General features: G+C 63.2%; 14 protein-coding genes. 4 read left to right on the top strand and 10 right to left on the bottom strand.

Annotated features, from left to right (window positions below):
* Positions 1–17 precede the first annotated feature (17 nt).
* From C489_RS18885 to C489_RS18870, 4 genes are all read left to right on the top strand, one after another.
* On the top strand, positions 18–1,073 hold the full coding sequence (locus C489_RS18885; protein ID WP_006432967.1) for a PAS domain-containing sensor histidine kinase: 1,056 nt from the start codon (positions 18–20) through the stop codon (positions 1,071–1,073).
* 335 nt (positions 1,074–1,408) lie between these two features.
* Entirely contained in the window at positions 1,409–2,398 is a 990-nt protein-coding gene (nadE, locus tag C489_RS18880) for an NAD(+) synthase (protein WP_239642088.1), read from the top strand.
* Positions 2,399–2,554: 156 nt separating this feature from the next.
* On the top strand, positions 2,555–3,709 hold the full coding sequence (gene dgoD / locus C489_RS18875; RefSeq protein ID WP_006432965.1) for a galactonate dehydratase: 1,155 nt from the start codon (positions 2,555–2,557) through the stop codon (positions 3,707–3,709).
* 45 nt (positions 3,710–3,754) lie between these two features.
* Entirely contained in the window at positions 3,755–3,934 is a 180-nt protein-coding gene (locus tag C489_RS18870) for a DUF7557 family protein (protein ID WP_006432964.1), read from the top strand.
* 15 nt (positions 3,935–3,949) lie between these two features.
* Here the strand turns inward: C489_RS18870 and C489_RS18865 are convergent, their stop codons facing one another.
* The 10 genes from C489_RS18865 to phnG all read right to left on the bottom strand — a co-directional run bounded on the left by C489_RS18865 (position 3,950) and on the right by phnG (position 12,922).
* The gene (locus tag C489_RS18865) at positions 3,950–5,128 is read right to left on the bottom strand and encodes a Fic family protein (protein ID WP_006432963.1); all 1,179 of its coding nucleotides are present in this window, start codon (positions 5,126–5,128) and stop codon (positions 3,950–3,952) included.
* Positions 5,129–5,544: 416 nt separating this feature from the next.
* Positions 5,545–5,940, bottom strand: coding sequence for a hypothetical protein (locus tag C489_RS18860; protein WP_083902851.1), 396 nt, complete (start codon positions 5,938–5,940; stop codon positions 5,545–5,547).
* 281 nt (positions 5,941–6,221) lie between these two features.
* Positions 6,222–7,028 carry a sugar phosphate isomerase/epimerase family protein gene (locus C489_RS18855; protein ID WP_006432961.1) on the bottom strand — a complete coding sequence of 269 codons (807 nt, stop codon included), beginning with the start codon at positions 7,026–7,028 and terminating at the stop codon, positions 6,222–6,224.
* Entirely contained in the window at positions 7,025–8,188 is a 1,164-nt protein-coding gene (locus C489_RS18850; RefSeq protein ID WP_006432960.1) for an alpha-D-ribose 1-methylphosphonate 5-triphosphate diphosphatase, read from the bottom strand. Before C489_RS18850 ends, C489_RS18855 begins: the two co-directional genes overlap by 4 nt.
* Positions 8,185–8,922: a phosphonate C-P lyase system protein PhnL gene (locus C489_RS18845; protein ID WP_006432959.1), complete on the bottom strand. Its 738-nt coding sequence runs from the start codon at positions 8,920–8,922 to the stop codon at positions 8,185–8,187. Before C489_RS18845 ends, C489_RS18850 begins: the two co-directional genes overlap by 4 nt.
* Complete coding sequence (locus tag C489_RS18840; RefSeq protein ID WP_006432958.1) at positions 8,919–9,749, bottom strand: ATP-binding cassette domain-containing protein; 831 nt, start codon at positions 9,747–9,749, stop codon at positions 8,919–8,921. Before C489_RS18840 ends, C489_RS18845 begins: the two co-directional genes overlap by 4 nt.
* A complete protein-coding gene (locus tag C489_RS18835; protein ID WP_152423198.1) occupies positions 9,746–10,810 on the bottom strand; it encodes an alpha-D-ribose 1-methylphosphonate 5-phosphate C-P-lyase PhnJ in 1,065 nt (354 codons plus the stop codon). The genes C489_RS18840 and C489_RS18835 overlap by 4 nt, the downstream gene beginning before the upstream one ends.
* Complete coding sequence (locus C489_RS18830; protein WP_006432956.1) at positions 10,803–11,936, bottom strand: carbon-phosphorus lyase complex subunit PhnI; 1,134 nt, start codon at positions 11,934–11,936, stop codon at positions 10,803–10,805. The genes C489_RS18835 and C489_RS18830 overlap by 8 nt, the downstream gene beginning before the upstream one ends.
* Entirely contained in the window at positions 11,937–12,482 is a 546-nt protein-coding gene (phnH, locus tag C489_RS18825) for a phosphonate C-P lyase system protein PhnH (protein WP_006432955.1), read from the bottom strand.
* Complete coding sequence (phnG, locus tag C489_RS18820; RefSeq protein WP_006432954.1) at positions 12,479–12,922, bottom strand: phosphonate C-P lyase system protein PhnG; 444 nt, start codon at positions 12,920–12,922, stop codon at positions 12,479–12,481. Before phnG ends, phnH begins: the two co-directional genes overlap by 4 nt.
* Positions 12,923–13,315 lie beyond the last annotated feature (393 nt).

Raw genomic sequence — 13,315 nt, 5'->3', positions numbered from 1 at the left:
TCCCAACATCCACTAGAATGGGGACCAAATGGTCGGTATCTGACGACCGCTTTCGCTATCTTATCGAGCACGTACAGGACGCTATCGTCGAATTCGAACTCGTCGACGGCGATCCGATTATTCGGGACAGCAACGCCGCGTTCGTCGACGTATTCGGGTACGAGTCGGCCGAAATCGTCGGCGAACCTCTCAACGAATTGATCGTCCCGCCGTGGGAAACTACCGGTGCCGACTCCTTCGACGAGCAAATTTCCGACGGTGCCGTTAGCTATCATCGTGTTCACCGCGAAACCGCGGACGGACTCCGCGAATTCCTCTACCGAGCGATCCCGTACGAAACGGACGACGAGCGAACCCGCGCGTTCGCGATCTATACCGATCTGACCGAAGTCAACCGCTACGAACGGCAGTTCAAGGTCTTCGCCCGGCTGCTGCGTCACAATCTCCGTACTGAGCTTACAGTCATCAACGGCCATCTCGAGGCGCTGACCGGCCGCCTCGAGGAGTTGGATCCGGCGACGGCCGAGCACCTCCGTGCGATCGCCGAGGCCGAGGAAGCGCTCGCCGACCTGGTCGACGAAGCGAGAACTATCCATACCGAACTCGAAACGCCGCCACCGTCCGACCCGGCAATCGACTGCGTCCCCCTTCTCGAGGCCGTCGCCGAGTCCTACAGCGCGTCGTACCCGACTGCGGATATTCGGACGGATCTCCCCACCGAGCTTGCAGTGGTCGCGACCGATCGACTCGAGGCCGCGGTCGCGGCTCTCGTCGAGAACGCGATCGAGCACAATCCGAACCGCTCGCCGCTCGTACGGGTAACGGCACAGGCGAGCGGCGACGGTTGGGCCACCGTGATCGTCGCGGATGATGGCCCGGAAATTCCAGCGATCGAACAGCGCGTCGTAACGGACGAGACCGATATCTCACAGATCGATCACAGCAGCGGACTCGGGCTCTGGATCGTCCGCTGGACCATCGAACGGTTCGGCGGGACCGTCGCGTTCGAGACGGTCGACGGAGGCGGAAACCGCGTTCGGCTCCGTCTGCGGCTGAGTCCGTCCGACGACTGATCGACTCACTCGGTCCCTTCGGCGCGAAGCACCTCGAGAACCACTTCGACGCGGTTGGGTGTCGCCGGCGTCACACTCGAGGCCGACGCTGGTGGAGCTTCGAGCACGCCTGTTCGTCCCCTCGATCGGTCTTTCAGTCAGTGCTGTGTCGGGCTCAAAACGCTCGAATCGAATCGCGGCCCCGGTCCCCGACTCCCCATCCGGATAAAGAAGACAATCCTACAGTAAAAGTGGCCATCCACAGCATATATATTATAATATACTCACCTATGAGTTCACAAGTGAGTAAGGATTCGACTAGAAACCGTTATACCTCGTGATTGGTCTCTCGTAACGTGAACGATGATTTATCCGTCTTCCACCGCGGCTTTCGGCCCGGGCTCGAGCGAGTCCCGCCCGGTCGACCCGCGCGACCGTCGTCGCACTCGGCGTCCGACTACTGCCCCAGTTCGTCTCCCGCTGACGGAACGATGACGGCGACCGGTTCCGACACGGCCGTCAGGGAACTCCCCCGTGATTCCGACGGGCTCGCGACGACCGACGAGGCGTTGACGACCCTTCGCGAACGGCTCCCCCCGTTCCTCGAGCAACTGGTCGCCGACGCCGGCGCGGACGGCCTCGTGGTGCGACTGGACGGCAGTGTCGAAACGACGGTCGCGGCGACGCTCGCCGTCGATGCGATCGGCGAGGAGCACGTAACTGGACTCGTGATGCCGGCGTTCATCAGTCACGAGGCGATCGCTCGAAACGCGGAGACCGTCGCTGAGTCGCTGGGGATCGAACACAGCCGACTCCAGCTCCAGCCGGTCCTGGCTGCCGTCCAGGGAGCCGTCGGCGAATCGGACGGGCCGGTCGACGACGCGATCGCGACGAACAACATGCTGTCACGGCTCCGAATGGCCTGTACCTACTACGTTGCGAACACGTCCAACCTCCTCGTCGTCGGCCCGATCGATCGCACGCGGTACCTCCTCGGATCCGCGACGAAATACGGTGAAACGGCGGCGGACTGCCTGTTGTTCGGCGACCTCTACCAGACCGAAGTGCGCGCGCTCGCACGACACATCGGGATCCCCGAGGACCTCACCTTCGAGACGGCGGGATCGCCGCTGTACGACGGGCAATCGGCGATCGAACAGTTAGATGTCCCGCCGGAAACCGTCGATCGCATTCTTCGACTGCGTTTCGACCAGGAGGTGGAGAGAGCGACCGTTGCGGATCGACTCGAGGTCGATCCGGAACTCGTCGACCGACTCGACGAGTGGTGTGTCCGAACCCGACACAAACGACAGCAACCGCCGACGCCGGGGGTAGATCGCTGTTAGCCGTGTCGGCGTATTTGGAGCGGGGGATGGCTTCCTCTCGGCCGATAAGCGGTTCAACGACGGACTCGAGGGATCGCTCCGATTCTCTCTCATCGTCGGACAGTCCCGTCCGAAACGACTAAACGAAACAGCCGGAAAGGCTCTGCAAGAGCCCGAATGTCTGAAATCGTCGATTACGAACTCTTCGAAGTACCGCCGCGGTGGCTGTTTTTGCGCGTCGAGACGGCCGACGGAACGGTCGGCTGGGGGGAACCGGTCGTAGAGGGACGCGCAAGGACCGTCCGGACCGCAGTCGAGGAACTCCTCGAGAACTACCTGCTCGGGAAGGACCCGCGGCGGATCGAGGACCACTGGCAAGCGATGTACCGCGGCGGCTTCTATCGCGGCGGTCCGGTGCTCATGAGCGCCATCGCGGGCGTCGATCAGGCGCTGTGGGACATCAAGGGCAAACAGCTGGGCGTCCCGGTTCACGACCTGCTCGGCGGCGCAACCCGGGATCGGATTCGGGTCTATCAGTGGATCGGCGGCGATCGCCCCTCCGACGTCGCCGAACAGGCTCGTGCGCAGGTCGAGGCCGGCTTTACGGCGCTCAAGATGAACGCGACGGAGGAGATCGAACGCGTCGACGATCCCGCGACGATCGAGGCCGCCGTCACGCGGCTCCGGGAAGTTCGCGAGGCCGTCGGCGACGAGGTCGATATCGGCGTCGACTTTCACGGCCGGGTGTCGAAACCGATGGCGAAACGGCTCGTCGAAAAGCTGGAACCCCACGAACCGATGTTCGTCGAGGAACCGGTCCTGCCGGAGCACAATGATGCACTGCCGGAGATCGCGTCTCACACGACGATTCCGATCGCCACGGGTGAGCGGATGTTCTCCCGGTGGGATTTCAAGCAGGTGTTCGAGAACGGTGCCGTCGACGTGATTCAACCGGATCTCAGCCACGCCGGCGGAATCACGGAAGTCAAGAAAATCGCAGCGATGGCCGAAGCCTACGACGTGGCGATGGCTCCCCACTGCCCGCTCGGGCCGATCGCGCTCGCCTCCTGTCTCCAAGTGGACGCCTGCTCGCACAACGCGTTCATTCAGGAACAGAGCCTGAACATCCACTACAACGAGACCAGCGACGTCCTCGAGTACCTCGCCGATCCGTCCGTCTTCGACTACGACGACGGCTACGTCCAGATCCCGGACGAACCGGGACTCGGCATCGAGATCGACGAAGAACACGTCCGCGAGCAAGCCGAGAGCGACCGCGACTGGCACAACCCCGTCTGGCGACACGACGACGGCAGCGTCGCCGAGTGGTAAACCCGAAATCGGAGGTGAGACACAGACGAATGAGCACGTTCAGCCGTGTCTCGCGAGCCGAAAGCGAAACTCGAGCACCTCAAACGTGACGACGAGACATTCGATGAACTGCTCGAGCGGTTAGTGAACGACGAGACACCGATTACCGTCGGCACGTGGGATTCAGACACCGCCGCCCACGCCCGTGACGCTGTCGTCCACTCTCGAGAGAGCGTCGAGCAATAGCTGTCTGATGAGCGCTCAGTACGTTTGAGGCGGCCGCTCGAGAATGTCGAATATTTCCGTCGCCCGGTACTCCTTGTTTCGATCGTTGCCCGTCACTTCCTCTAAGACGCCTTCATCTTCCAAGGTGTCAATCGCACGGTACGCGGTCGATCGCTCGATATCGAGCCGCTCCGCGACTGTTTTGGTCGTTACGTACGGCTGTTCAAAGAGACTGCACGCTAAGCGATTCTTCGCGTACTGGACGCCACCGTACTCCGCCTCGTAGCTGCGTCGTAGCTCGTCTAGTGCCAGCGTTCGAGTAACGGATTCCGATGCCTGCTGGGCAACCCCTTTCACGAAAAACGAGAGCCACTCTTCCCAGTCGCCGCGGGATCGGACAGCGTCCATACGGTCGACATACGTGGCCTTGTTCCGATTGAAGTATTCGCTGAGATAGAGGTTCGGACGCTCGAGAAGGCCGCTATCGTACAGTTGGAGTGTGATGAGCAGACGACCGAGCCGTCCATTCCAGTCGCCATACGGGTGGATCGTTTCGAACTGGTAGTGGAAGAGCGCGATGTCTACGAGCGTGTGATAGCTCCCGCCGGTTCGGTAGTACGTCACCAGTGCGTCCATCAGCCCGTCAACCTCGCCCGGAACTGGTGGGAGAAAGTCTCCGAGGTGGTTTGGAACCGTCTTGTAGCCACCAATCGTATCCGTATCGACGCGGTCGTCCGGGACGTCCATGAGTAACGTTTCGTGGAGATCGTGAAGAAGCGACACGGAAATTTCTCCCCCGCTGTCGAGTATCTCGATACCGTCTTCGACAGCCTGTTCGTAGTTGAGGACTTTCTGTGTGTCCTTGGTATCCGTGTCACCCGTTGGTTCGATAGAATAGTCGTCCTCGGCTTCGTCGAGAATTCGCGTCTCGAGGCTGTAGAGAGCGTTATAGTCGATATCGGCCCCCTCGATTTCGGCCGATTCCATCGCTTCTTTCCGTAGAAGCGACGTGGAGAGGACGGGCGGAAAGTCGAGTTCGAGACTGACACCGCTGAGTTTGCCGAGCCAAAACGTGGCGTCGGCGAGCAGGTCGTAGAAGTCTGCATCTACCGTGAGGTCTCGCGAGGGCGGTAGTGGATCCGGCTTGTAGTATGACTCTTTCCCGTCGGAAATGAGTTCGCCAGGTGCCGTGTCTTGAACTCCGATCCTCTTCATGCACGTGACTGCTCTATTGATCCGATATAGTTGAATCTACTGATGCTAAATGCGAACAACATCGCTATCGCTCCACCATAGTTGTATATAGAACTTCTATATGCATACAATGGTCTTAGCGGAGGGCCGTGTTATGTCTCAGTAGACTGTCTGCAGTCGCGTTCTAGTGTGACTCTGCAGTATGCCGTGTTCGGGAACTCGCTCCTCGAGGACAGCGATAATACAGCGTCTATGCGTCACAGTCGGGACAGGAGATGTCGACGACGTAGGCGTCCCCACACTCCTTGCATACGAACTGCGAAGCCCGACGCCGTCCGTGGCTACGATCACCCTGTCTGCGTGGCACCACCCAGTATTATCCATAGTTTCCCGATCACCCCATTCACTATCGTCACCGTCTTCGAGGCATCGTATTGTCACTCTTCGACCCACTCGCTCCGGAGTTCGTAGCGAGTCACGTCATCGACATCGACCGCTAGTGTGAACTCGAGCGTGATCGTCTCTCCAGCGGCGATGGATTTCTTCAATTTGAGCCCCGACTGGTGGAGCGTTTCGCCGTCCTTGTCCAAGAACGTACAGACGACTTGCGGGACCGGTACCTCCGGCGTGATCGACTCGAGACCGTCGTTTTCGGCTGTCACGTCGACGACGATCCGGGTCCCGGAGTACGTCGCCTGCGTCGCGTACTCGTGGGAGAAGACGAGCGGCGTTTCGTTCGCAACCACTTCCCCGTCGACCCTCGATCCGGAACAGCCCGCAAACAGTGTCCCGCAACCCGCGGCGAGCGTCCCGAGAACGGCTCGTCGGTGCATACTCCAACCCCGGACAGTCTCACCGTGAACCTATCGTCCGTAGAGTCCGTACTTCGATCGGTTCCGGAGCCGAGAAGGAAGAGAACCGTCGCGATCAGTGCTGGTCGGTCAACGCTGCGACTATAGTAGCTCTTGAAACGATTTACACACCGATCGCAACGCTGTCCAGCGATCGGGTGTGCATTGACTTTCAAGGGCTACTATAGCGTCCGGTGGGCTGGTTCCGCTGCGGTCGCCCGACCGAGAGGGTCACGTCGGCGACGTAGTCGCCCGCTCATCCGTCATTCGTGGGCCGTCAGCTCCGTTTCTGGGGGCGTTATGTCGGTGCCGACGCTTGTCGCCAGGTCGCTGACGGACTTCATTTCGAAGACAAAGTAGTCCGCCGGAACCGCCTCGACGACGGACTCGTAGTCGGGAAACGGCTCGTGCCGGTCGGCGGTGCCGTCGTTATCGTGAAGGTGACAGATCTGGATCCGGTGGCCGAACTCCTCGACGAATGCGCGCCAATCGTAGCCGTTGACCTTCGCATGGCCCACGTCGAGCGTGACGCCGAGGTACTGTGGTGGCACGTCGATGGGACGCCGCATCGACGCGAGATCCGCTGGCGTCGTCGTGTAGCGCCGCTTCTGCTCGTTGATGGGTTGGTTCTCCAGACACAGCGGGACGCCGACCAGTTGCGCGTACTCGGCACACTCCGCCAGCGAGCGCAGCGCGTTCTGTTTCGCGCGGTCGCGGACCCACTCGGGGTAGCGCTTCGGGACCGAGCCGCCGTGGACGACGACGGCCCCAGCCCCGGCCTCGGCAGCGTCGTCGAGCGTCCGCTTGACTCGTTCGACGGAGTCCTGCCGGACCACCTCGTCGTAACTACCGATGTTCCAGTCTCGGAAGGGGGCGTGATAGGTGACGCTGACACCGTAGCGGTCGGACAGTTCCCGAATCCGCCCTGGACCGGGCGTGTCGGGATGGCCCGCGAGGTACTCGCGTTTGAACTCCACGTGGTCGAAGCCGAGGTCGGTGACGTAGCGCATGAACGCGTCGACGGTCTGTCCGAAGCGGATATCCATCGCTGCGCCGACGCTCGCGGTCATCGAACCCCCTGATCGGCTCGGTACACTGGCTGGCCAGCGACGAGTGCGCGGGCGACCGTCGGCGTCGGATCGCGGTCGACGACGAGCAGGTCAGCACGCGCCTCGACTTCGATCCGACCGCGATCGTCGAAACCGACCGCGTCTGCTGGATTGGCGCTGACGCGGTTGACTCGCTCGGGAAGGGACTCACCAGTGTCGACGAACGCGGCCGCGAGCAGCGACGGCGGATGGTAGTCGGCCACGAGGGTGTCGACGACGCCGGCCTCGATGGCGTCGGCCGTCGAGAGGTTGCCCCACTGGCTCTCTCCGCGGACGAGATTTGGCGCGCCCATCGCGGTCGTCATACCGAGTTCCGCAGCGCGCTCGGCCGTCTCTAATGTGATTGGGTACTCCGTGATGTCCACGCCGGCATCGGCCAATCGCTCGACTTCCGCGGGATTCTCGTCGTCGTGAGAGGCGGTTACCGCACCGGCGTCGTGGGCACCCGCAACGATCTCGTCGACGCGCTCGCGCAGCGTCGTCATCGCGATGTCAGTCCGCTCCTCGATCATCTCCTCGGCCTCCTCGGCCGTGTGCTCGTTGGCGTTCTCGTAGTACCGTTTGAACGCCTCGATATTGCGGAACTGGCCCTTACCGGGGATGTGGCTCATCACCGAAACGAGGTCGGCGTCGCCGTTCTCGACGACTTCGAGAACCGCGTCGACACAGCGTTTCTGGGTGACTTCACAGCGGGCGTGCAGACGATGGTCTACGAGCAGGTCGTCAGCAGCGGTGATAGCTGCTGTCAACGTCGCCGCGAGTTCGGGCGACCGATCGGCCTCCTCGTCGAGTTCGAAGGAGATGGCGTGAAACTTCGTCGTGATTCCTGCCGCAACGTTCGCGCGGTCAGCCGAGGCCAGCGCCATCGGAAGCGCCATTCGCGCTCCCGAGCGCGGATGGAGATGATTCTCGATGTCGTCGCCGTGGAGATCGACCAGACCGGGCAGGACGAGCCGCCCGTCGGCGTCGATTACGGTATCGGCGTCACCATCGACATCCCCTACTTCGACGATACGATCGCCCTCGATACGAACGCCGCCCTCGAGGACGGCCTCGGGCGTGACGACGCGTCCGCCAACGACCGCGACGCTCTCTTCGGTCGTCTGGACCGTCGAGCTCATCCGAGCACCACCTCCTCGTCGTACGCCTCGGTGGGGACGACGCGCTGGAGGCGACCGTCGTCCAGGACAACCACGCGGTCCGCAACGGCGTCGACTACGTCCGTGTTGTGGAAGACGCCGACGACCGTCGTTTCTGACCCGAGATACGTCGAAAGGAGATCGATCGCGGCTCGGCGGGTGTCCGGGTCGAGCGCGCTGGTCGGTTCGTCCAGGAGGAGCAAATCCGGTTTCGGCGCGAGCGCCTGCGCGAGGTTCACTCGCTGGCGCTCGCCGCCGGAGAACGTCGCCGGGTACGCCTGCCACAGCGACTCGGGTACCGAGAGCGCCGACAGTAGGTCACGAGCGACCGACCGTGCGTCCTCCCGATCGACTCCCTGTTCGATCAGCGGCCGAGCGACCACGTCGACCGCGGGGACCCGGGGAATCTCGTCGAGGAACTGTGAGGTGTAGCCGATGCTGTCCCCCCGGAGGTCGATTACCGTTCGGTCGGGACACGAGGCCAGATCGATGTCGCCGTCAGGGCTGTGGTAGACGACCTCGCCCGAGCTGGGATCGTACGTGCGGTACAGACACTTCAGCAGCGAGGACTTGCCGCTGCCGGATTCTCCGACGACGGCGAGGAACTCGCCCTCGCGGACGTCGAACGATACGTCGTCGAGGCCGACGACCTGCGTGTCGCCGAGCACGTGCATGTCGAAGGTTTTGGAGAGACCGTCGACGGACAGGACTGTCATATGACTGAATTGATTAGAGTCTGGGTGTACTCGTGGTGCGGGTCTTCCATGATGCGATCGGTGAGACCGGACTCGACGATGCGGCCGTGGCGCATTACCAGGGTCCGATCGGCGAGCAGGCGGACGACGCTCAGGTCGTGTGAGACCACGATGGCGGCGACGCCCTCCTCGCGCTGGACGCGTCGGAACATGTCCAGGACGCGGGCCTGGACGCTCACGTCGAGCCCCGTGGTCGGTTCGTCCAGCACGACCAGATCCGGATCGGTCGCCAGTGCGCGGGCGATCTGGACGCGCCGCTGCATCCCCCCGGAGTACGTGCTGGTGGGATCGTCCATCCGAGCAACCGGGATCTCCGTCTCATCGAAGAGTTCCCGAATGCGAGCACGGACATCCTCGTAGGAACGCTGGCCGGCCGAGAGCAGTTTCTCCGCGACGTTGCCGCCGCCGGTGAACTCGAGGTTCAGGCCGTCGCGGATGTGCTGGTGGACGAGTGCGATCTCGCCCGTACGGAGGTCGTGGCGCGTTTCGTAGTCCACCTCCAGCAGATTGCCGTCGTGGCCCGCGTAGTGAACCTCGCCGGCAGTCGTGGCGTCGTCATCGCGCTCGAGTGCAAGCAGTTCTGCGAGGCTGGATTTGCCGGATCCGGACTCGCCGACGATGCCCACCACCTCCCCGGCCTCGACGCTGAGATCGGCGTCGGCACAGGCGACGACACTTCCGCAGTGGGGACACTGGTTCGTCCCCGCGCGATCGCCGGTCGACTCGACACAGCGGGGACAGCCGGGTCCGTAGCGCGTCTGCAAGTCGCGGGCTTCCAGTAGCGTCATTCCCCGGCACCTCCCTGTTCGACCGGAGTTCCGGCGTCATCCGTCGGCGCGTCGGGCGTCCCCGGCCCCCAATCGACCGCCTCCTCGAGGTGATGATCCTTCGGGAGGTCGGGGTTCTTGCGGCGCTTCGCACAGAAACTCGCGTCGTTGCAGGCGTAGCGGGTCTCGAAGGCGTTGTCGCCGTCCTCGGTGGCCTCTTCCGAGACCTCGACGAGGTAGGTGTCGGTCGATCCGCAGGCGTGGCAGGCCTGCTCGGGAAAGCGTTCGACGGTGAACTGCCGGTCGTCAAAGGCCAGTGGTTCGACCTCGGTGTGTGGCGGGACGGCGTAGAGACGCGCCTCCCGGCCCGCAGCCAGCACCGTGAGATGGTCCGCGTGATCGAGTTTCGGCACGTCCCATCGCGGGATCGGCGAGGGGTCCATCAGGTAGCGCCCGGCGACCATCGTCGGATACCGAGAGGAGATCTTGATCTCGCCGTACTCGACGACGTTCTCGTAGAGGTGGACCCACATTTTCCCGTAGTTCTTGTGAGCGTGTCGCCGACGGTTGGCCGCGTCCGATGGGTCGACCGTCCGCAGCGCGTCGGTGATCGGCACCTGCAACACCAGGCGCTGCTCGTCGGTCAGCACCTCCTCGGGGATGCGGTGGCGACTCTGGATCAGGTCCGCCTCAGTGGTGTCGGTCGTCGTCGGTACGTCGGCGGTGTTCTCCGCCAGTCGCCGGATATTGGCGGCGTTGATGCTCTCGTCCGCGCCCTGATCGATCACCTTGAAGGTGTCCTCGGGCCCGAGGATCGACAGCGAGGCCTGAATACCGCCGGTGCCCCAGCCGCGGGCCAGCGGCATCGGCCGGGAGGCGTAGGGCACCTGGTGGCCGGGGATGGCGACGGCTTTCAGTACTGAGCGGCGGACCTCGCGTTTGGTGTGTTCGTCGAGGTACGCGTAATTGTACCCTTCCAAGCCGTCACTGTCCAAGGACTCGAGGGCGGCATCGACGGAGTCGGTCGCAACGGGCGTGCCCTCGTCGGGCAATACGTCGTCGGTGGTGGTGTGTTCAGTCATCGTCACTCGTTCCCGCGACCGCTGAGTCGGCAGGTCGTTCATCGGTTTCGACGCGGCTCTGCTCGCTCAACCCCTTGCGCTCCCTGATGGCGCGGATACGGTCCAGAATCGACTGGAACGTGACGTAGTGGGGGAGTTTGAGGTGTTCGATGAAGCCGAAGGAGTCCGTCCCGTCGACCGTGTCGAGGACGAACTCGGCGTTCTCGGCGGGTTCGTCGTCGCCGTCGAGTTGGATCGAGGCGTCCAGGATGGTCATTCCGATGGCCTTGCGTTCGTTGCGGCCGAAAGTCAGCCCGTACCCGAACGCGAACTGCGGGTCTTCGCGTTTCTCGTAGACGGGGACGACCGCCTCGGACTCGGTGACCTCAGTGTGGGTGACAGTCACCTCCGCACCGGTGTACGGATGTTCGATCCGGACGGGCAGGCGTCCGACCCGGACCTCCGCCAGCGTCGGGTGGACCTGGCCGTACCCCCGCAGCGCGGAGTAGCCCAGCGCGGTCACTGCGCCGGTCTCGCCGCGGGCCAGTTCTTGGAGAACCTCGTCGCGCTCGGGCGGATGTGTGATCGACTCGCGTGTCGTGTCGTTGGGTTCGTCGACCGCCGGTTCGTCGGGTTCGTGTAACAGCCCTTCTTCTCGGAGCAGTTCCGTGACATTAGTCAGCCGTTCGGGATCACCCTCGTCGTCGAGCTCCCACTCGGCGGTGGGGTCCTCGGGGCTACCGTCGGCGAGATCGAAATCCAGCAGTCGCTGGGTGTAGTCCTTGGTCGCGCCGAGGATCTGGCCACCGGGGATGTCCTTGAACGCCGGTGAAACCCGCCTGGTCGCGATCATCTCGCCCGGGTCGACCGTAGTCGTCTCGTCGAATCGTTCCAGTGTCGAGCGATACGCCCGTAACAGGAACGCGGCCTCGACGGTGTCGCCCTGGGCCTGCTTGACCGCCAGCGCGGCCAGTCGTGGAGCGTAGAGTCCTCCCTCACTCATCGCCTGTGCGGTGAGGCGGCCGAGTTGCCCCTCGATTTGATCGACGCCGATATCGTCGGCGTCGTCGTCGATGCGCTGTTTCTCGAACAACTGCTCGGCGCGCTCGATGAGTTCCTCCCCAGCAGTAACTGCGACGTACCCCATTCAGACCACCTCCATCGGTACCGACCGCGGGAGTGCGGCCACGCGATCCTCGGTGGCGAAGATGGCGTCGACGCCGCGCGGGTAGTCGGAGTGCGTCGCCGCGAGCGCGGACAGTTCCGCCTCGGGCAGGGCCACCGACAGCGTTGTCGTCCCATCGACACCGGGACCCGAGAGTCCCAAGGTGGTTCCACCGTCCGCATCGTCGTCGAGGGTTTCGACGCGGTAGACGACGGTCGCTCCGTCGCTGGGCTCGGTCAGCGAGCCGCGCTTACAGTCTCGCACGTCCCAGTCGGTGTGTTCGCGAGCGTGGACGATGTCCGCCTCTCCGTACGGAGCGCGTGTGAGCCGGCCCTGTTCACTCAGGGCGGCTCGCAGGGTCTCGTCGTCAGTCGCCAGCGTCACCTCGTGATCGACGAGGGTCGCCACGACGGCGTGGTCCGCGGGTGCCGGGACGGCGTGGACGGTTCCGGGTCGACTCATCGCCTCTAGTAGCCCGTCGAACGTCCGGCGGGTGTCGTGAACGGGGTCGAGGCCGAGCGCTCTCACTCTTGGCCCTCCATCGTCTCGAACTCGACGGCAGTGTGTTTGCTCTGGGACCAGTCCCGGCGTCGCTGTTCACGCTGCCGGGCGGCCACGTCTTCGAGGGCGGCGATGATTGCAGGAGTTTCCTCGTGGTCTGCGGCGACGGCAGCGTCGACGATCGCGCCCGAGAGCGCGGCCCGTTCGCCCTTGCCCGGCACCATGGCAAAGCCGCGTGTTCCCTCGAGTTCGACCTCGGCGGGTGTCACCAGAACCTCGCCGAGGTTGAACGGGCGACGTTCGACTGGGTCGCGCACCTGTTGCATCAACAACTGTGGCCGCGGTTCTTGACGGACCGACAGCGGTGGATCGCCGTCGAGGACGTCGTTGGCGAACTGAGCGAGCGTCGCCCCCTCGCAGGCGGCGATCAGCTCGAACCGATCGGATCTGTCGTGTGGATCAACCATACACTCGGTCGAACCACGTCCAAACGACTGCATAAGAATTCGCTCGGTACTCTCTATGGCTCGCTCGCCTTCGGGGTTCATTCCCCACCCCAAGAGACGACGTCCGGACGAGTACGGACTAGCGATTGCAGTATCGTATCGAACCGGGAAAAGCGGGAGTCACTACGGACGATTCGGACTCTACACAGCTAATCGTTATTCGGTCCATCTTCCAGAAATGAGTTGATGTCCGAGAATTCGGCTAACGACGATTCGGAGATATCGGCACTGAGCAACGGTCCCGATTCGGGATCGACCGGACGACGGAAATTCATCGCCAGCAGCGCTACGCTTGCTGCCACCGCAGGACTGTCGGGATGTTTGGGTCTCAGCAGCGGTAGTAACTCTGGCGCC

The organism is Natrinema versiforme JCM 10478 (assembly GCF_000337195.1).
Classification (GTDB): domain Archaea; phylum Halobacteriota; class Halobacteria; order Halobacteriales; family Natrialbaceae; genus Natrinema; species Natrinema versiforme.
This window is presented reverse-complemented; position numbering and strand designations above follow the sequence as displayed.